The sequence below is a fragment of the Nitrosomonas sp. Is79A3 genome, assembly GCF_000219585.1.
Lineage (GTDB): Bacteria > Pseudomonadota > Gammaproteobacteria > Burkholderiales > Nitrosomonadaceae > Nitrosomonas.
Window position 1 is genome coordinate 2,941,940 of record NC_015731.1, and the last position, 20,108, is coordinate 2,962,047.

Annotated in this window: 21 protein-coding genes; 3 read left to right on the top strand and 18 right to left on the bottom strand. The window is 43.4% G+C overall.

All coding sequences use genetic code 11. From position 1 onward, the window contains the following. Positions 1-66: 66 nt before the first annotated feature. The 9 genes from NIT79A3_RS13680 to bioB form a co-directional block, all read right to left on the bottom strand. On the bottom strand, positions 67-438 hold the full coding sequence (locus tag NIT79A3_RS13680; protein WP_013966752.1) for a DUF202 domain-containing protein: 372 nt from the start codon (positions 436-438) through the stop codon (positions 67-69). 315 nt (positions 439-753) lie between these two features. After that, positions 754-1,392 carry a hypothetical protein gene (locus NIT79A3_RS13685; RefSeq protein ID WP_013966753.1) on the bottom strand — a complete coding sequence of 213 codons (639 nt, stop codon included), beginning with the start codon at positions 1,390-1,392 and terminating at the stop codon, positions 754-756. A 47-nt stretch (positions 1,393-1,439) separates the two neighbouring features. Continuing rightward, the gene (locus NIT79A3_RS13690) at positions 1,440-1,601 is read right to left on the bottom strand and encodes a DUF3175 domain-containing protein (RefSeq protein ID WP_198009363.1); all 162 of its coding nucleotides are present in this window, start codon (positions 1,599-1,601) and stop codon (positions 1,440-1,442) included. Between the two features lie 182 nt (positions 1,602-1,783). Continuing rightward, entirely contained in the window at positions 1,784-2,893 is a 1,110-nt protein-coding gene (locus NIT79A3_RS13695; protein ID WP_013966755.1) for a lipase family protein, read from the bottom strand. Between the two features lie 234 nt (positions 2,894-3,127). Continuing rightward, entirely contained in the window at positions 3,128-3,799 is a 672-nt protein-coding gene (gene bioD, locus NIT79A3_RS13700; RefSeq protein ID WP_013966756.1) for a dethiobiotin synthase, read from the bottom strand. A gap of 10 nt (positions 3,800-3,809) precedes the next feature. Next, positions 3,810-4,691 carry a malonyl-ACP O-methyltransferase BioC gene (bioC, locus tag NIT79A3_RS13705; RefSeq protein WP_013966757.1) on the bottom strand — a complete coding sequence of 294 codons (882 nt, stop codon included), beginning with the start codon at positions 4,689-4,691 and terminating at the stop codon, positions 3,810-3,812. Next, the gene (gene bioH / locus NIT79A3_RS13710; protein ID WP_013966758.1) at positions 4,669-5,439 is read right to left on the bottom strand and encodes a pimeloyl-ACP methyl ester esterase BioH; all 771 of its coding nucleotides are present in this window, start codon (positions 5,437-5,439) and stop codon (positions 4,669-4,671) included. Before bioH ends, bioC begins: the two co-directional genes overlap by 23 nt. Beyond that, positions 5,436-6,602 (bottom strand): 8-amino-7-oxononanoate synthase, encoded by a 1,167-nt coding sequence (gene bioF / locus NIT79A3_RS13715; RefSeq protein ID WP_013966759.1) that lies wholly within the window; start codon positions 6,600-6,602, stop codon positions 5,436-5,438. The genes bioH and bioF overlap by 4 nt, the downstream gene beginning before the upstream one ends. Positions 6,603-6,605: 3 nt before the next feature. Further along, positions 6,606-7,610, bottom strand: coding sequence for a biotin synthase BioB (gene bioB, locus NIT79A3_RS13720; protein WP_013966760.1), 1,005 nt, complete (start codon positions 7,608-7,610; stop codon positions 6,606-6,608). A 131-nt stretch (positions 7,611-7,741) separates the two neighbouring features. Here bioB and NIT79A3_RS13725 point away from each other — a divergent pair, with 131 nt between their 5' ends. Then, positions 7,742-8,437, top strand: a complete 696-nt coding sequence (locus NIT79A3_RS13725) for a ComF family protein (RefSeq protein WP_013966761.1) — start codon at positions 7,742-7,744, stop codon at positions 8,435-8,437. A 25-nt stretch (positions 8,438-8,462) separates the two neighbouring features. Beyond that, on the top strand, positions 8,463-8,927 hold the full coding sequence (locus tag NIT79A3_RS13730; protein ID WP_013966762.1) for a tRNA (cytidine(34)-2'-O)-methyltransferase: 465 nt from the start codon (positions 8,463-8,465) through the stop codon (positions 8,925-8,927). Positions 8,928-8,934: 7 nt separating this feature from the next. Here the strand turns inward: NIT79A3_RS13730 and pilQ are convergent, their stop codons facing one another. The 5 genes from pilQ to NIT79A3_RS13755 are packed head-to-tail and all read right to left on the bottom strand — an operon-like array spanning position 8,935 to position 13,882. Then, a complete protein-coding gene (gene pilQ / locus NIT79A3_RS13735; RefSeq protein ID WP_013966763.1) occupies positions 8,935-11,031 on the bottom strand; it encodes a type IV pilus secretin PilQ in 2,097 nt (698 codons plus the stop codon). 10 nt (positions 11,032-11,041) lie between these two features. After that, complete coding sequence (locus NIT79A3_RS13740; protein WP_013966764.1) at positions 11,042-11,560, bottom strand: pilus assembly protein PilP; 519 nt, start codon at positions 11,558-11,560, stop codon at positions 11,042-11,044. Between the two features lie 3 nt (positions 11,561-11,563). Beyond that, entirely contained in the window at positions 11,564-12,178 is a 615-nt protein-coding gene (locus NIT79A3_RS13745) for a type 4a pilus biogenesis protein PilO (RefSeq protein ID WP_013966765.1), read from the bottom strand. 13 nt (positions 12,179-12,191) lie between these two features. After that, positions 12,192-12,782, bottom strand: a complete 591-nt coding sequence (locus tag NIT79A3_RS13750) for a PilN domain-containing protein (protein ID WP_013966766.1) — start codon at positions 12,780-12,782, stop codon at positions 12,192-12,194. Next, positions 12,779-13,882 (bottom strand): pilus assembly protein PilM, encoded by a 1,104-nt coding sequence (locus NIT79A3_RS13755; protein WP_013966767.1) that lies wholly within the window; start codon positions 13,880-13,882, stop codon positions 12,779-12,781. Before NIT79A3_RS13755 ends, NIT79A3_RS13750 begins: the two co-directional genes overlap by 4 nt. 223 nt (positions 13,883-14,105) lie before the next feature. Here NIT79A3_RS13755 and NIT79A3_RS13760 point away from each other — a divergent pair, with 223 nt between their 5' ends. Then, positions 14,106-16,424, top strand: coding sequence for a penicillin-binding protein 1A (locus NIT79A3_RS13760; protein ID WP_013966768.1), 2,319 nt, complete (start codon positions 14,106-14,108; stop codon positions 16,422-16,424). Between the two features lie 32 nt (positions 16,425-16,456). On the opposite strand, the gene hemB is transcribed toward NIT79A3_RS13760, so the two are convergent. From hemB to NIT79A3_RS13780, 4 genes are all read right to left on the bottom strand, one after another. Beyond that, on the bottom strand, positions 16,457-17,464 hold the full coding sequence (hemB, locus tag NIT79A3_RS13765) for a porphobilinogen synthase (RefSeq protein WP_041360362.1): 1,008 nt from the start codon (positions 17,462-17,464) through the stop codon (positions 16,457-16,459). Between the two features lie 212 nt (positions 17,465-17,676). Continuing rightward, on the bottom strand, positions 17,677-18,213 hold the full coding sequence (gene yihA / locus NIT79A3_RS13770) for a ribosome biogenesis GTP-binding protein YihA/YsxC (protein ID WP_348225634.1): 537 nt from the start codon (positions 18,211-18,213) through the stop codon (positions 17,677-17,679). A gap of 93 nt (positions 18,214-18,306) precedes the next feature. Next, positions 18,307-19,041: a type III pantothenate kinase gene (locus NIT79A3_RS13775; protein ID WP_013966771.1), complete on the bottom strand. Its 735-nt coding sequence runs from the start codon at positions 19,039-19,041 to the stop codon at positions 18,307-18,309. Between the two features lie 7 nt (positions 19,042-19,048). Beyond that, positions 19,049-20,038 (bottom strand): biotin--[acetyl-CoA-carboxylase] ligase, encoded by a 990-nt coding sequence (locus NIT79A3_RS13780; protein WP_013966772.1) that lies wholly within the window; start codon positions 20,036-20,038, stop codon positions 19,049-19,051. Positions 20,039-20,108: the final 70 nt, after the last annotated feature.

Genomic DNA, 20,108 nt, shown 5'->3' on the forward strand with positions numbered 1-20,108 from the left:
AGACCGCTATTGCACCCTACGGCCCTGATGACAAAGAAATTTGTCTGACAGCAAGGTGAGAGAAAATTAGGAGCGTGCAATGTAGAGAACCACGATGAGCCCCACACCCAAGATTGCCACGATGACATTAACCAACATGCCCCAACGCGCTTCGTAACCCTCAGGAAATTCGGCTGGACTCAGGGTTTTCAGAACGGCCGCATACTGACGGGAAGAATATGCTGCAGACAATGCACCCAAAGCGATGAAAGCCAAACCCAACCAAAATGTCAGCACCATACTAGCAGCGTGCGCCTGGCTTGGCGCAATGGCATTCAGCAGAAGACCAGCACGCTCAACCAGAAAGCCAAAAGCAATCAAGGCAAGGCTGGTACGGTTCCATGCCAGTAAAGTGCGCTCTGCCGCGAAGAGAACTCTGGGATCTTTGAGGTCTGACATACTTTCTCCTATTCGTAGGACTAGAATTAACAGGCCGTTGAAAAACTATCTGCGTTGCCGCTGCGGTGTTAAAAACAGACTCAAAATGCTCATTTATTAAGCATAAACTGCGTTTTTTCGCCTGTTTTTGCCTTGCATCGGCTACCTCGAAAACGTTTCTCAATGGCTTGTTAGATTCCGAAATGACGCATGATTTGCATTTCATCATAACATGTCGAATGAGATCCACTTTACGATATCGCTTGGTACGGCATGCTATGTCCCATACATCACGACAGATATCTCTCAATAACTTGTCTCAAGTCCGGCAGATTTCTACTCCCAAATCACCATTTTGAATCGTTCTTTAACGATCCCAAAGTAGTTACACTTCCAATCGCTTTGCGCAAAAAAATCCAAGTGATGCCATTGGTCTTTTTGTTTCAGGATTCGGGCTGCGGCATCGTCCCAATCCGTGGCCGCAAATTTAACCTCTAGTTGGCGCTTACGTTCCGCTACTTCCGCAAAATCAAAGCCGTCGTATTCCCAGTGCAGTACTTCAAAGACATTGCCTGCGCGATCCGCATAATCCATGCTGAAGTCCAGCCCCCACTTGGGGCGCATTTTGATGATTTTGTAGACCAGAGGGTTTGTGTGCGCCCAGCGTTCAAGCTGTTCAAGTGCTTCTCCGGCATACCCTTTGCGTTCAAATAACAAACTGTGGTTAAGCACTGCACCTTCTACCCTATCCGGTTGTGTGAACCAAGGCGCCTTTAAAGCATGGCGATGTTCTCGATGCGCGTGAACAGGCGTTAAGTTAGCTACCGCGAAACATTGCTCCAAATCGGTTAAGTCGTAACCGTTTTGATCAAAAAGAGCCAAATCGCTGGCCAAAGGCGGACACAACCTGTCAAGCGGTTGATCCCAATATCCGAATGGGTTGAATTGATTGTCTGCTAGATCTAAGTAATTCATGGATATCAAGAAAATTATTCCTAACTAATAGGTTATTAATATACCTATTAAACTTTGGTACGCGGCTTTCCATACAATTCACACAGCTCATCCTTGGATTCTTTCAGCACTTCCCGTTTCTGTACGGACAAATGCTTTCCCACCCGGCTGATATAAACATTGAACATCGACATACCGCTTAAGCGACAATGCGAATTTGCGCGGATCATCCTACGTAAAAACACCGTATTCAGGATCAAGCACAGTGCTGGCCCCGGTGGCTTGCTGCATCCAATGATTAAATTTGTGTTGAGACAGTGAGCCACATTTGATGCTAGTATGGCGCAAAATACAAACATTTTACGCCATACCCAATTATTTCTCCTAACAGCACATACGTATCATCGAGCCCCTAGCAGTTTTTTGATAATTCGGTTATTGATCGATTAGTCGCCTTAGCCTTGAGATAACCGAGATAACAATCGCTGTGTTGCTCTTTCACAAAATGTCCCATATTACCCATCTCCATTGCTGTCATTCCTAAAGACTTTATAAAGCGAGTTCTGTAATACTTAAGATCAATTTGATCTGGTTGCACGGTTGGAAAAAACGCTAATTGATCACTCCCATCAACATATGCCAATTTACCCACTGAAACAAAGTTGATATTATTATCTTCAACCTTTTTAGCCCAACTCTTGATCGAATCCTCAGGTAATTTAAATTTCTCTGCCAAATATGCAAGTGGCCGCTCATGCTCTAGCAAGAAATCATACGTAACTTTTCCTAATGGGACATGTGGAACTAGGTCATATTGATACTCAAAGCGCCAAATTTTATCAAGTAAAGGTTTGTTATGTTTATCATTTGCTCCTTTTGCCGTAAAAAATCTCGCTGCTTCAAAAATATAAGTTTCAATCTTCTTACCAGGAAACTGTTCGGCAAAATCAACAGTTGCTCCCGTTGCCAACGCACCACCTTTGCTATGCCCAGTAATATATAGAGATTCTCCTGATTGATTTTCGAAAGGTAGCCAAATGTTTTTGTCTTTTATGATTTCTTTTTTCAAGGAGTCTAGGGATTGATTAAAGCCATAATGCCTACCCCCATCAAATAATGTCCCTTGCGATACATTTTCAATACTGGTAAGAAAAATGTTATGCAACCAATCTTGCGGCGATGCCTTGGTTCCCCTAAAAGCAACAATCGCACCACCGGGAATTTTTACCAATATAGCGGCGTTTATATCCTCATCACTAAACACACCACCGGTTCTAAAAGTCTCTATTGCATTGTCAGGTAATTCTTTGAATACATCTAAAACATCTGATCCTTTTGGAGCATTATTAATATGTAGATTAAAACAGTCTCTTACTTTTGATTTTCCGTTTTCTGCACTATAAGCACAATCCGACGCTACTGCTAATCGATATGCAGTTTTGATATCCCATTCATTCGCAGCACTAGATGACAAGGCATAGAACGCAGAAAAAATAGCAGTTATTACTAATACTAATTTCACAATATTCTCCTTTTATTGAAGTTGGGCGTAATCTATAAGTGCGATTACTGATCCATAATATAGCACTGCGCAATCTGAAATTAGATTTTTAAAACTATCATCTCGTGTGAAAAGTCACAATCCGCCTGAAATTCTTCACATTGCGAGAACCGTAATCAATTAACCCAAGTCACCCCCGTGCGAATAAATGGAATGAAATGAAATCAATTCTTGAATCAGAGCAATCATTCTCGTTTAGGAGGTGTAAAGTTTATTAAAATTTATCAGGTTAGATATTTCTCCCACATCTTCTTTTTTGCTAAACGGCAACACACCCAGCAACGGACAATCCAACCGCTGCTCCAATGTCGCAATATTCTCGGCAATCACTTCCATCTGCGGATCTATACAATTCGCCACCCAGCCTGCCAATGTCAATCCTGCAGCCTGTATTGCCTGAGCTGTTAGCAATGCGTGATTTAAACAGCCTAAGCGCATACCGACCACCAGTATCACCGGAAGATTCAACGCACGTGCCAGATCCGCACCGGTCTGATGCTGATTGATCGGCACCAGAAACCCTCCGGCACCTTCGACGATGACAAGATCCGCTTTTGCACTGAGTTGCTGATAAGCGTGATGAATCACCAACAGATCAATTTCCGTTCCCGATTGTTGTGCCGCGACATGCGGAGAAATGGGCGGATCGAATGCATAGGGATTGATCTGCTGACGCGAAACGCTCACGTTACTCGCTACCAGCAGGTGCTCGACATCCATCCATTGGCCGTTCTCACTACCCGCGGCAACCGGTTTCATGCCGATTACCTTTTTGCCTTGTGCGGCAAAAGCATGCAGCAATGCGCAGCTCACAGTGGTTTTGCCGATGCCGGTATCGGTTCCGGTGACAAAAAAACCTTTACTCATAAGAAGCTGATTACCCCATTAAACCCAATTGTCTGCGCGTCTCCGGCGTCAATACGGATTTGCGCGATTGCGGTTTCCAGGCATGGCCGTACACCACTTCATACGTGGCGGGCAGTTTGCCGTCACGGCGTAATTTTTCGTATTCCGCGATGGCTTTCTGCCATTTGTTTTTCCCCATCAGCCCCTGCTGTCGGCCTTGTGTCACGTTATGCGCGCCAATGGCTTTTAAATCACGCATCACACTCGTAACATCCGGGTAAGTCAGAGTGATATATTCCATATCCATAACCGGCGTAGAAAAACCATTGTGCACCAGCAGATCGCCGATATCATGCATGTCGATAAAACGGTTGACGTGACTGAACGCATCCACTTGGGCAAAAGACTGGCGCAGTTCTTTCAGCGTATCCGGACCAAAGGTGCTAAACATCACCAAGCCATCAGTGCGTAAAATCCGGTGCATCTCGGCAAACGTATGCTCCAGATCATTACACCATTGCAGCGCAAGATTCGACCATATCATACCGACACTTTCATTTTTAACCGGAATCTGCTCAATATCGGCGCACACATAGTAAGAGTGTTGTTGCAGTAATGGCAGCAAGCGCTGCCACCAAGCCGTGTTCGGTCGCGCGTGCGATAGCATCGCCCAGGCGATATCCATGGCAATCAATTGACTGTTTGAATAGCGTTTAGCCAACTGTTGACTGCCATACCCCGTTCCACTGCCAGCATCTAGAATGACTTCGGGTACATATTTAATGAATTCCAAGCGCGACAGCATGCGATTACTGATTTCACGTTGCAGCACAGCTGCCTGGTCGTAGCTGCCGACGGCGCGTTCAAACGCAGTGCGCAATTGTTTTTTATCAAGCGTGTGTTCGGAATTCATTAAGGCAAGTCACAAATTGTTCAGGATAGGATAAAAATGGTGCATGGCCGCAGTGCGAAAACAGTACCCGCTGCGATTGCGGTAATTGCTGATGCATCCACTCGGCAGCGGCGGGATGCGTAATCACGTCATTATTACCGTGCACTATTAAAACCGGTTGTTTGATGGCTGCCACACGATCACGTAAGTCACTCTCTTGCAAAATCCTGAGCCCCTTCTGCAATGCATCCGGATCGGGTTCGGCGCGCTGAAGAAAGTGCTCGCGCAGTTGCAGCAGAATCTTGCTTGCATCCCGGTCTCCGCTCATTTGCAAAGTCAGGAAGCGGTTGATCGTGGTCGCATAATTGAGTTTCAGATTTTCCAAAAATAGTTGTAACAATTTCTGCTCCATTCCCCACTCCCAATCTTCACGTTTGGCGAAACTGGGCGTAGTCGAAATCAGAATCAGTTGCTGCACACGTACCGGTTCACGCAGCGCCAGTTCCATCGCAATCTGTCCGCCCAATGACCAACCGCCCACCATGCAATGCGCCGGCAGAATTTCCGTGATAATCTCAATGAGGTGATTCAGCGTTCCCGGTTCACACGCGGGGCTGAGTCCGTGCCCCGGCAAATCTACCAAATGCAAGTGGAATTTTCGCGCCAATTGATCACGAACGCCACCCCAAATACCACTGTGCATGGCCCAGCCGTGCAATAAAACGAGATCGGGGCCATTCCCTATCGATTCGACATGCAGATGCGTCATGAATGGGGTGCCAACTCATTCAATGCCTGTGTCAGGCGCAAAATATCATTCGGCTGATGCGCGGCAGACAAGGAGATACGTAATCGAGCCTTACCTTGCGGCACCGTCGGCGGGCGAATCGCCGGAACCAAAATACCGCGTTCGTGTAATGCCTGACTGACGCGCACTGCTTCATGGCTTTCACCAATCAACAAGGGTTGAATCGGCGTGCTGGAAGGCAGTAATTTCCAGCACGAGGACAGTAAGTCATTTTTCAATTGTGCAATGTTTTGCAGCAAGGCTTCACGCCGCCACTCCTCTTGTTCAATCAGTTTCAGACTCGTCAATAGCGCGTGCGAGAGCAATGGCGGTGTCGCTGTTGTGTAGATATAACTGCGCGCAGACTGGATCAAGGTTTCGATCACATCTGCTTGCGCGGCAACAAACGCACCAAATACACCCGCTGCTTTACCCAGCGTTGCCATATACACGACGCTCGGTGAATGAACAACATCGCTGTCCGCCACGAATAAGCTGCCTCGCCCCTGCCGCCCCAATACACCAAAACCATGCGCATCATCCAACAGTAACAGCGCATGATATTTCTCACACAGTGCAGTAAGCTGCTTGACCGGTGCGATATCGCCTTCCATACTGAACACCGCGTCAGAAATGACCAGTTTGCGCCGGGCATTGGAGTCCGCCAAGCGTTGCTCCAAAGCAGTGAGATCCAAATGCGGAAAGCGAATAAATTTAGCCCGTGACAGTAAAGCCGCATCGTTCAGCGAAGCGTGGTTTAGCTTATCCGCAAAAATAGCATCTTCCCGTCCCACCAAGGCCGTTACCACACCGATATTTGCCATATACCCAGTAGAAAACAGTAGTGCTTTTGGAAAACCGGCAAACTGCGCCAGAGATTCTTCCAGAATATGATGCGCGGCAGAATGGCCATGAATGAGATGCGATGCGCCTGCACCCACGCCATAATGCCGCGCGCCTTCTTCGACTGATTTAATCAAATCCGGATGATTGGCCAGTCCCAGATAGTCATTACTGCTGAATGCGAGATAGTCATGACCATTAATGGTGATATGGCTTGCTTGCGGGCTTTCCACGACTTGCCGGAAACGCCGCAGCCCTTGCTGCTCGCGGGCACGCAGTTGTTCAGCCCAATCCGGAAACATGCGTTACAGCGCGTGTAGTCCCAGTTTATCCAATAACGCCCGGTCACGATCTGTTTCCGGATTTCCCGTCGTCAACAATTTATCGCCATAAAAAATCGAATTGGCACCGGCCAGAAAACACAGCGCTTGTACGGCTTCTGACATTTCCTGCCGGCCAGCAGACAACCGCACCATCGCTTTCGGCATGGTAATCCGCGCTGCTGCAATCGTACGTACAAACTCCAACGGATCCAGCGCCGCAGTGCCATACAGTGGCGTACCCTGAACTTGGACCAGATGATTGATCGGAACGGATTCCGGATAAGGATTCAGATTGGCCAATTGCGCGATTAGTCCGGCACGCGACAAACGCGTTTCTCCCATGCCGACAATACCGCCGCAGCACACGTTAATTCCGGCATCGCGCACTTGCTGCAATGTATCCAAGCGATCCTGATATTGACGTGTGGTGATGATTTCTTCATAAAATTCCGGTGCGGTATCGAGATTGTGATTGTAATAATCCAAACCGGCATCACCGAGTTGTTGCGCCTGCCCGGGTTTTAACAATCCCAATGTCGCACAAGTTTCCATCCCTAGCGATTTGACCGCGCGTACCATTTCGGTCATTTTGTCCATATCCCGTTGTTTCGGTCCACGCCACGCCGCTCCCATGCAAAACCGCGAAGCACCGTTAGCTTTTGCTGCAGCGGCTGCAGATACCACTTCATCCAGCGATAGCATGTCCTGATTATCAACGCCGGTATGATACCGGGCTGCTTGCGGACAATAACCGCAGTCTTCCGGGCAACCGCCTGTTTTGACTGAAATCAATGTAGATAATTGCACGCCATTGGCATCATGATGCTGGCGGTGTATACACTGGGCACGGTACATCAGATCATTAAATGGCGTATCCAGTAACGACTGAATTTCTGCCACACTCCAATAGACTGAATCATCTGATTTCCCGGTTATACTGCTTAAGTCACTTTGTGTTTCGCTGGTTGTGAGTGAATCCAAATTCATACCAATTTACCTGTCGTTTTGTAAAATTGATGCATCAATCGCACCGATTGCCGATAATTCTGGATGATCAAGGATTCAATGAACATTGTCAATTTCTCTAGCACTCATTTTTAAACAACTGATTAGTTATCGTGCAAATTTTCAGCCAGAAAAATTGTGTGTTGTGCAGCGTCTCCGCAAAACAGGATTTGTGCGAGCCTTGTTATAACCACTTACCGCAACTCCCGCTTAATCACTGCCCTATTTGTCTGTGGCCTGTGCCAACAGCGGAAATCTGTGGCGCTTGCCTGACAAAACCGCCTGCATTCACCCGCACCATTGCAGCACTGCGTTATACCTTTCCTGTCGATGCAATGATCCATGCGTTAAAATATCAAAACAATCTCGCTATCGCACCGATTCTTGCTAACTTGCTCATCACACGATTAATAGCAACAGAAAGAATGCCGGATATCATCATACCGATGCCGCTACATCGGGTCAGATTACGTGAACGCGGATTTAATCAGGCGATGGAGATCAGCCGTTATATCTCGAAACATATGCGAATTGTTTTACTACCCGATAGTTGTCAGCGTATCAAACATACGCCGCCGCAAACCGGATTACCCTGGAAGGATCGCCAGAAAAATATCCGTAAGGCTTTTAGCTGTAAAATAGATTTGTCTGGCAAACATGTCGCACTGGTCGATGACGTGATGACAACAGGTGCTACATTAAACGAGCTGGCTAAAGTATTGCGTAAGCAAGGCGCTACGGAAATCAGTAACTGGGTTATCGCCAGAACACTTCCCGAGAAAAATCAGATCGTCCGTTACACGTTATAACCAAAGCATCATCAATCTTACTTATATGTTTAACATCATTCTTCATCAACCGGAAATCCCCCCCAATACGGGTAATATTATCCGCCTATGCGCTAACACCGGTATGCAATTACATCTCGTTAAACCCTTAGGCTTTCCACTGAAAGATAAACAGTTATTACGAGCCGGGCTGGATTATCATGAATTTGCTCAAATAAAAGTGCATGAGAATTGGACAGATTGCTGTCAAAGTTTGCAAGGACATCGCATGTTTGCGATAACCACAAAGGGAAAACAGCGCTATGACAACGTGATATACCAGGCCGGAGATGCTTTCCTGTTTGGCGCAGAAAGCTGCGGATTACCTATTCACATCATGGAATCTTTCCTGGAACTACAGCGTATTCGAGTTCCAATGATTACAACCAGCCGAAGTTTGAATTTATCCAATGCTGTAGCCATTGTTGCTTATGAGGCATGGCGCCAATCTGGATTCCCGTCAGGGCAATAAAAGACAATTACTGCAGATTGAGATTTTCACTAATAATACGTGGCGTCACAAAAATCAACAATTCACGTTTATTATCCACTTTGGTTGTATTACGAAAAACATGACCTAGCACAGGAATGTCACCCAACATGGGTACCTTATTCACAACTTGATTCTCAGTCCGGTTAAAAATACCGCCAATCACCACGGTTCCACCATTCTCTACCAAAACCTTGGTCGTTACTTGTTTAGTATTAATCGGTGGCGGCAGGAATTGATTGATGGCTGTACCAATCTGGTCCTGGTTAACACTCAATTCCATATCAATCTGCCCATTATAGGTAATCAATGGCTTAACTCTTAGTTTTAGTGTCGCATCCATAAAGCGGATACTGGTGGCACCGCTACTGGTTGCTTGCTGATACGGAATCCGGTCACCTTGCTCAATAACCGCTTCTATGCCATGTGCGGTCACCACACGAGGACTGGCGATCACTCTTCCTTTTTGATCGGTTTCTAATGCAGATAACTCGAGATTAATTAAACGGCCATTATTAATCTTCATCAAACTTAGCCCCAGCGCAGCAGGTCCGCCTAATAATCCAGTCGCAGCAGCAGCTGGCAAATTCACATTCAGATTGCCGCCGCCCCCCGCCGAACCACCGCCAGCTAATGCACTTGAATCAGTCAAATTCCCTGATATTCCGAGTCCCTGATTGCCTATGTTTGATGAATTCTGAATACCAAAACGCGCACCTAAATTACGACTGAATGTGTCTGTCGCATCCACAATACGGGCTTCAATCATGACTTGCCTTTCATAAACATCCAATCGCTGTATACGCTTCCTAATTTCACTTAATCGCATAGGAATATCGGTAACCGTTACGGTATTACTGATCTCATCCAAGTTAATCGTGCCGCGTTTGCTCAACATTCCTTCAAACGACAATGAGTTCACTCTGCGATGGTTCAAATGAAAAATTTCTGAGCGCAAAGGCTCCATTTCAGTTATCTGCAACTGTGCTTCCAGATCAAGCAGCTCTCTGTCTGCCATTTCTTTACGCGGCGCTACAAAAATAACGTTGCCCGTCTTACGCTTATCCAAACCTTGCGCCTGCAGCACAATATCGAGTGCCTGATCCCAAGGAACATCTTTTAAACGCAATGTGAGATTTCCCGCCACGGAATCACTGGCAATGATATTAAAATTAGTGAAATCAGCAATCACTTGCAGTACTGCTCGCACTTCCACATCCTGAAAATTAAGCGAAAGTCTCTCACCCGTATATCCGCCATTGGCACGTTTTTTTCGTGCCAATTCCTCTTCATCTTCACTCAATGCCCGTACTTCCAGAATAAACCGGGTACCGGATTGTCGCGCAGAGTGCTCCCATCGGCCTTTGGACTTCACCACCATCCGAACATTATCGCCTTTCTTGGAAGTTTCAATGGTATGCACAGGTGTAGCAAAATCCACAACATCAAATCGTCTTCGCATGCTACCTGGCAGTAAAGCATCCACAAACTCGACAAAAATATCATCGCCTTGCTGTTGTACATCAACGGCTGCACCCGCTTTTGTCATATCAACTTCTATGCGGCCTTCACCATTCTCGCCACGCCGAAAATCAATATCCTGCAGACTATTCAATTGCTTATTGGGTGTCTCTTCGGCAAAACGAACGACTGTATTAGCCATTGGATTCTCAGCCACACTCACCAATTTGATTAGTAGTACATTCTCCTGCGCCCGGATATCATGCCGCATTAATTTCGCTAAATTCAGTACCAGCCGTGTTCTATCCCCGACCTGCACGATATTGACACTGCGTAAATCTCCATCTGCGGCTTCTTGAATGTTCTTACCCAGACCATTAGAAACCTGATAGAAGTCAAAATAAATACGATAGGGATTATCCAGTGCAACACCCGTTGGTAGAGTGTCTAACGGTTGATCTAAAGTTAATTTGGCAATTACCTGACCATTCCGGAAAGTAGAAATATCAATAGAACGGATACTGTTTTGAGCTGTTTCTGCAGCAAAAATTACTGATGCAAAACAAATTAGCAGTGCTGCTATAACCATGCATAGGCTATATCTTCTCATTATTGTTAGCTTCATGGCTTTATTCCTAATTTTTCAGCATAAGCGCACTAGTCCGTTCAGTCCATTCATTCACACCGTCTTGCACAATTTCCGACAGTTTAACTTCTGCTTCTGAAATATGGTCAATTTTCCCGAAGTTCTGACCCAGGTGATTACCAATTTTCACTCGATGCAATGTACCATCTGGAGATTTAATCAAGGCAAAAATGCTATCGTGTCGCTGCAGTGAGCCAACCATCGATAAGCTTTCCAGTGGGTAGGATTCCAGTACTTCCTTATGCCGGTTTAAATCAGGTTGAACTCCACTCGTAATAGTTTGTGCTTGATCGTTTTTACGCGGCACAAATGGGCTGGATATATCAAATGCCTGATAAGTAAAATATTGGTGAGGCTTAACATCCGGCACTGGATCAACCTGTCCTTGCAAGCCATTTCCGGAACTCTGAACAAATGCTTCCAGGTCAGTATAATCATTCTGAGTACAAGCAGCTATCATGGTTAGAGAAATCACAAACAAGGCGAGCAGAAGTATATTTCTTATCATAATTCATTTGCCCCCGGCTTGCTTTGTTATTTCTTCTTCATCCAGATAGCGGAATGTTTTTGCAACAGCATCCAAGACTAATTTTCCATCAGTTCCCGGTGTTACACTAATATCATTTAATGTTACGATACGTGATAACTGTGCAACATCGCTGGCAAATGCCCCAATATCGTGATAGCCGCCTGTCACACGGATAGAAACGGGGAGTTCGGCATAAAACGCGTGCATCGTTTCCTTCGCCGCTGGCTTAAATAATTCAAACTGTAACCCACGGCCTAGGCCAGCCTGATTAATATCAACCAATAACGCTTCCATTTCTGATTTATTGGGAAGTTGTTTCAGCAAAGCACTGAGCGATTGTTCAATATCCTTTAATTGCAGACGTAAAGCGGGCAAATTAACAGCACTTCTTTTTTTAGCCAGATAAGTGTTTTTTAAAGTTTCTTCCTGAGCTTGAATATTCTCCAGTGTTTCAATTTGCTCCTGCCACACCAGGAAATGACCTGCAACGATAATGGCAATAAATAAAATAGCCAAAGCGGCAATCTTAAATGCCACCGGCCAGTTTCCAGCTTGGTTGATATCGAGCTGGCGTAATTCAAGAAGTAGATTATTCATCGCAAGCACAGTCTTAAGATTTCGTAGCGGTACCGCGGGATAGATTTGGCACAGCGTCTAAAGTTACCCTCTTGAGCTTTATTTGCATGTTAAATTCATTTTGGCGCACATTATTCACAGTCATCGCCTTAATTTCTATCAATAAGGGTGATTCAAGCCATTGAGATGATTCAAGGTTACGCATCAACACAGAAACCCAGGCATTAGATTGCGCATACCCAACTAAAGTAATGTTATGGTCTACTTGTTTGACACTTTGTAAATACACGCCATCCGGAAGTAATCTGACCAACTGATCCAATAGATGAACAACTTCAGACCTGCTGCTCTGCAATGTCTCAACAACTTGCTTGCGCGCTAGCAGTTCCTGTGTCTGCGTTTTTATTTCTCTGATTTCAGCAATTTCTTTATCCAGAATAGTAATCTGGTCAGTTAAGTATTGATTGCGGCCATTCTGGTAATCTATTCTTCCAGCGTTAATCGTATGAATGCTCATAACAACAGCAATCGATAATAAACCTATCAAACCTGCCAGAACTGCAATCTGCTGCTGCCTCGCTTTACGCTTTAGTTCGCGATGGGGTAGTAGATTAATACGAATCATGATGGATCAAAACTACGTAGCGCCAAACCGCAGGCAATTAGCAGAGAAGGCGCATCCATATTAAGTTGCCTTGGAATGATACGACTCGACAACTCCATGGTTGAGAAAGGATTCACAACGAGCGTGCTTACTTGGGTACGTGATGTGATGATTGCGTCTAACCCGGGAATAACTGCGCATCCACCTGCAATAAAAATATAATTAACTTCGGTATATTGTGTTGATGTGTAAAAAAACTGAATAGCGCGCATCACTTCAATAGCCAGTGTTTCGCAAAATGGCTGCAAAACATCCGCTTTATAGTTCTCAGGAAGACTCCCACCTCTTTTAGCAGTCTCCGAATCTTCCAGCGAGAGATTAAATTGATTATGAATCTCCTGAGTCAGTTGATTGCCACCAAATGGCTGATCTCGCGTATATAATGATTCTCCATTAAGAAGTACATTAATTTTCATAATTGTTGCACCAATGTCAACCAGTGCCATAACCTGATCTTTTCCACCCCCAGGTAATTGACTCAGGGTTAACTCAAATGCTGCGTGCGCTGCATAAGGCTCAACATCCATAATGACTGTCTTAAGACCTGCAGCGAGCGCGGCAGCCACACGGTCTTCCACCTTCTCTTTACGTGATGCGGCGATAAGCACTTCAACTTCTTCCGGATTATCTGGAACTGGCCTAGTAACTTGAAAATCCAAATCAACTTCATCTAAAGGAAAAGGGATATATTGACTGGCTTCGTTTTCGACTTGAAAAACCAAATCATCCTCACGCTGTCCATCTGGAACAACGATCTTTTTGGTAATCACATCAGTCGCGGGCAGTGCAAGCACAACATTCTTCTGGCGGGTTCCCATACGTTTCCATCCACGCCGCAGACATTCACTGACCGCCTCCATGTTTTCGATCGCGCCATCCAACATTGCATCCGCCGGCATGGATTCAATTGCATAGCGTTCAATACGATAGGTATGATTTTCTTTATCAACCAATGATAATTCGACCATCTTTACAGATGAAGAACTAATGTCCACACCTATTAATGGTGGCGACTTCATCTTAAAGAAGTCTAAATTGATAGCAAAATTTCCCTTGAACATTGGCTTATTAGAAGCGATACTCGCAAATTATAAATTACCCTATTAATGCTGAATATATGTAAACTACTCATTATCTACAGCAATTCAATATAGTTACTCAACAGACTAAATGATTGGCATTGATTCTGACAGAATCCAAGAAATCCTATTCAAAGAAAAACAATAGATATACCCCCTATAACTGTGTATTTTAACGATCGCATCAATTAATAAATCCAAATTCATGTTAGCACGTTGGCTGTATTATTTTTTTGTCACATTATCAGCATTAGGTTTGATTGGCGTGTTGCTAGCTGGATTTGCCGCACTGGTCATCCATTCCAACTTACCATCATTAGATACACTAACTGATTACCGCCCTAAAATACCTTTGCGCATTTATAGTGATGAAGGCCTATTAATAGGAGAATTTGGAGCGGAACGTAGGAATGTTGTCAATATTTCTGATGTACCGGAAAATCTTAAACAGGCAATCCTTGCTGCCGAAGACGATCGTTTTTATGAACATAGCGGCGTTGATTACCTAGGAGTTTTGCGTGCAGCTTATTCAAATTTTTCTGCGGGAAGTGTACGTCAGGGTGCCAGCACTATAACAATGCAAGTAGCACGAAATTTTTTTCTGACAAGAGAAAAAACACTGACTAGAAAATTCAGCGAAGCGCTTTTGGCTTTCAAAATTGAAAACAATCTTAGCAAAGACAACATCCTAGAACTTTACGTCAATCAAATTTACCTCGGCCAGCGCAGTTATGGTTTTGCAGCTGCGGCACAAACATATTTTGGAAAATCACTGCAAGAAATTAATATTGCAGAAGCGGCCATGTTGGCCGGATTACCTAAGGCGCCTTCGAGTTATAACCCTATCAGTAATCCTAAGGGTGCTAAAAGCAGGCAACTTTATGTATTGGGCCGCTTACATAAACTTAACTACATCTCCAGCGAGGAATTGGGCGAATTAGAGAAACAACCTATTCCCGTTAAGAAGCAGTCGACCACCTTTGCAATGCCGGCTGATTATGTTGCTGAGATGGTCCGCCAGGTGATATATGACCGTTACCAAGAAGAAACCTATAGCAAAGGTATCAAAGTCTATACAACAATCCGTCAGTTGGATCAGGAAGCCGCCTACAGGGCGCTACGTAAAAACGTCATCGAATATGACAGGCGTCGTGGTTATCGTGGCCCAGAAGCATATGTGAACTTACTTAAACATGGCAGTAATCAGGAAAAAACTCTTGATGATGCATTGGAAGAAATCAATGATAGTGATGATATTTATGCAGCCATCGTACTAAGTGCTAAACCAAATACAATCCAGGCTTATCGTAAGGGTGGGGAAATCATTGAAATTACGGGCGATGGGCTTAAATTTGCACAAAAATTTCTGGTTGATAAAAAAGAAGCTGGAAAAAAATACATTACTCCGGGTGCATTGATTCGTGTACAAAAAGATAAAAACAACAGTTGGCATATCACCCAACTTCCAGAAATAGAAGCCGCGCTTGTTTCCCTTGACCCCAATGATGGTGCTATCCGTGCTTTAATTGGCGGGTTTGATTTTCAGAAAAATCAATTTAATCATGTCACGCAAGCCTGGCGACAACCTGGCTCCAGTTTTAAACCATTTATATATTCAGCAGCTTTGGAAAAGGGTTTCACTCCCGCCACAATCATTAATGATGCACCGCTATCTTTCAGTGCTGCCCAAACGGGTAGTCAATTATGGGAGCCAAAGAATTTTGATGGAAAATTCGAAGGGCCTATGCGCTTGCGTACTGCGCTAGTAAAATCTAAAAATCTTGTGTCTATTCGAATACTTCAGGCAATCGGTATACAGTATGCTCAAGATTACATTACCCGATTTGGTTTTGATGCAAATCGTCATCCACCGTATTTACCCATGGCATTAGGATCTGGTTCGGTTACACCAATGCAAATGGCTGCAGGGTATGCAATTTTTGCAAATGGCGGTTTCCGTATTGCGCCCTATTTTATAAAGCGAATTGAAGATGAGAAAGGAACCATAATCGAACAATTCCAACCCGTAGCAGTTTTGAATGGCGCCAAACGTGTCATTGATCCCCGTAATGCATTTATCATGACAAGCATGATGCAGGATGTTATCAATCACGGCACAGCCATTAAAGCTAAACAGCTGGGACGCAACGATTTGGCAGGAAAAACCGGTACCACCAGTAATTTTATTGACGCTTGGTTCTGTGGTTTTCAGAAAGATTTGGTCACAATTGCCTGGACAGGATATGACGAGCCTAAGTCCCTAGGAAATAATGAAACAGGGGGTCGTGTAGCATTACCTATTTGGATGGATTATATGGGTCCAGTCCTGAAGGGTATACCCATGGCAGAATACAAACCTCCTAATGGAGTCCTTGCCACAAGAATTAATTCAGTAACAGGATTCAGAGAACCATCCGGAGATGCTACAGAATATTTCTATAATGAACAACTTCCTCCGCTCACTGACAGTTTTATTCATGATGCACCGAAAGTAACAAGAGATTTAAAAGACCAATTGTTCTAATATCAACCAATAATTTATTATTATTCAATAAATTATAGACTCTTTCTCAACCAATTTGCTGCTTCTACCGCATAATAAGTTAAAATCCCATCCGCGCCTGCGCGTTTAAAAGCAAGCAAAGATTCAAGCACACAGGCCTCTTCATTTAACCATCCGTTAATTGCAGAAGCTTTGAGCATTGCATACTCGCCACTAACCTGATATACAAAGGTCGGTGCGCCAAAATGATCTTTCACCCGACGAACAATGTCCAAATAGGGCATCCCAGGTTTAATCATTACCATGTCAGCACCTTCGTTCAAATCTGCTCCAACTTCCCAAAGTGCTTCATCTGAATTTGACGGATCCATTTGATATGTATATTTATTACTAGCCCCGAGGTTTGTCGCCGAACCGACAGCATCTCGAAATGGCCCATAAAAACTTGAAGCATATTTAGCTGAATAAGCCAATATTCGTGTATGAATAAACTGCTGACTATCCAAACTATTACGGATTGCCGCAATGCGTCCGTCCATCATATCGGATGGCGCTACAATATTAGCACCAGCTTGCGCATGTACCAATGCTTGCTGACAGAGAACATCTACTGTTTCATCATTCAGTACGTAGCCATGTTGATCAATCAAACCATCTTGACCATGACTTGTATATGGATCCAGCGCTACATCTGTAATCACTCCTAACTCAGGAAAATTCTTTTTTAATTGCATGACCGCTCTAGGTACCAACCCATCGGGATTATATGCTTCGCTCGCCGTGAGGTTCTTAAGTTCAGTATCAATAACCGGAAAAATAGCAAGCGCTGGAATACCTAGTTGCAAACAATTTTCAGCTTTAGTCATTAAAATATCAACACTCTGCCTTACAACGCCAGGCATAGACTTGACATTCTCAATACGTTTTTTTCCATCCAATACAAAAACTGGATAAATCAGATCATCGATTCGAAGGTGAGTTTCTTGCATAAGACGCCGAGAAAATTTATCACGACGCATACGACGCATTCTTCTTTGAGGAAATTGGCTATAAGAAAACATAATGAATAAAAATATAATAAAAAAGAATTCTGGTTGGGAACTAATTTAATCTTTAAGTCCTCTTATAAAAGGACATTCTGATTGTCCCCCTGTCTTTCCTCCCTGAGGCAGGGCCTTAAGTGATATTAAGGCGGTTCCCCCGGTTTTACTCCCCTTTAACCGGGGTTTTTTTATTCTTCCGCTGAACTAACAATATCATTATCAGTAAATTTCTAATTAGCACCTAACCAATCGCTAATAACGGTCGCGGCACCTTCAACGCCAGTGGATGCTAAGCTCGAAAATAACTGAACAGTGCATTGCGGATAGGCACTCTTCAGATACAGAGCTACGTCTTTTAAGGTAATATTTGCCTGTTGTGCGCTCAACTTGTCAGCTTTCGTTAGTAATATATGAATTGCTTTTCCAGTTGGTGCAAACCAATCAAGCATTTTAATATCGAGAGGTTTGAGTGGATGACGAATATCCATTATCAACACTAAGCCCTTGAGGGGCTCGCGCGTTTGCAAATAATTGCTCAATAAATTCTGCCAGTGTTGGCGTATCGAATCTGGAACTTTAGCGTATCCATACCCAGGCAAATCAACCAAGAATTGGTCTGTATTTAATTTAAAATAATTAATTAATTGTGTGCGACCAGGAGTTTTGCTGACAAAAGCCAACCGGCTCCGATTTGTAAGTGTATTAATTGCACTTGATTTTCCAGCATTGGACCGCCCTGCAAATGCAATCTCAATACCTGCATGCACGGGCAAATCCCGTATATCATTGACTGATGTATAGAAGGTTACATTGTTGAATCGAGACATAAATTTACTTTGAAATTACAACTTAAAAGCGCATTAAGAATCTTCAGCGATAACAATAAGTCCCTCCAGTACTAAATTATCAATAGCTTTAATTGGAAGCTTAATAAAAGGAATTAATAAAGATGCCCCACCTCCGCTTATAATGCACTTTTCTACAGGATGATCTATCTTTAGAGATAGTAAATTATACATACGTTCAATAGCTCCTACCAAAGAATCTATTATACCGCTATGTATTGCACTATTGGTGCACACAGGGAAGTCTTCATATTTATCCAAATCCGCATCAATTAACTGAGTGCCCTGTTGCAGACTTTTGAGCATCATTTGGAAACCAGGTAAAATGATGCCGCCAAGAAAATTTCCAGAATCAGACAAAGCATCAATGGTCACAGCCGAACCAACATTTATAACTAAACAAGCATGTCGTTGCATTTTCCATGCTGCAATTAAAGCTGCCCAGCGATCACATCCTAATTGACTAAAATCAGAATAACCATTAGAAACACCACATTGGAAGGAGTGCGTTCGAATCCAAAGTGGCACAACCGGCCAAATTGAAATTTGCTCACAGATTTCATTTTTCGTAATCACTCGTGCGACATGAGAAATTACAATTTTTTCTGGAATAATTAATTCTCTAAATTCTTTATTTAAACTAAGTATCTGTTCGTTAGACACTTTTCCTTGTCTTAAGCATCGTCCGTGATTAAACAATCCCCATTTTACGTATGAATTGCCAGAGTCAATCGCTAGAATATAAGGCATCAAAATCTCAATGATAATTCGAGCGCAAAGAAATATCACCTACATGATACGATTTTTTCCCCACAGGCGTTCTTAAACAAATCGAACCATCATCAACTACGCCATCAACAGTGCCCACAATGCTACTACCATTTGGCAATATCAAGCTAACTTCCTTTCCTTCATACACATGATAGCTTATCCATTCATTCTTGAAATATGAAAAGCCATAACAACCAAAATCAGATAATAATTTTTTAAGTTCTACTAATAATGCGCTAAAGATTAAATTACGATCGATTTTTAGACAAGAAACTGTTGACAAATCGGTTATTTTTTGTTTAATAGAAGATTTAATAATTTCAGAGAGCTTAAAATTGATACCAATTCCAATTATTGCATAAGAAGGTCCAAATATTTCGCCTCGAAGATCAATCAATACGCCGGCCAATTTTTGATTATCAAATAAAATATCATTAGGCCATTTAAGACCAACTTCAGTAATCGAGAATGATTTTAAAACACGAACTACAGCGACACCTATCAATAAGCTTAATCCCGATAGTGTAGACACGCCTTGCTCAAAGCGCCAGACTATAGAGAAAGTAAGACTGTCCCCAAAACCACTCTGCCAAGATCTTCCTGCACGACCTCGTCCATGTGTTTGAAATTCAGTAGCAACTACTGGTATACAATCATTGTTTGATACTCTCAATTCCAGATTGTTTAATAAAAAACTATTTGTTGATTCTAGAGTCTCAAAAATTCTGATAGAGAAGCTTTTCGGATTAATTAAGGAAAAACCAAGAATTACATCCTTATTTAAATATGAAATTGTATTAATCCAACGATACCCACGTCCTCTAATTTTAACTAATACAATACCATAAGAATCAATATTTTTTAAAGCATTGGAAATTGTTGCACGTGAACAATTAAGCTTCTTAGCTAAAGATATACCGGTTTGAAATTGTCCATCATTCAAAAGTTTCAGAATTGTTAATGTTCTCTGATTCATACAAAAAGAGGGGTATGTCAGATTTTTATATTTTATTCTGAATTATTATGAAATTCATAAATTAGCGATC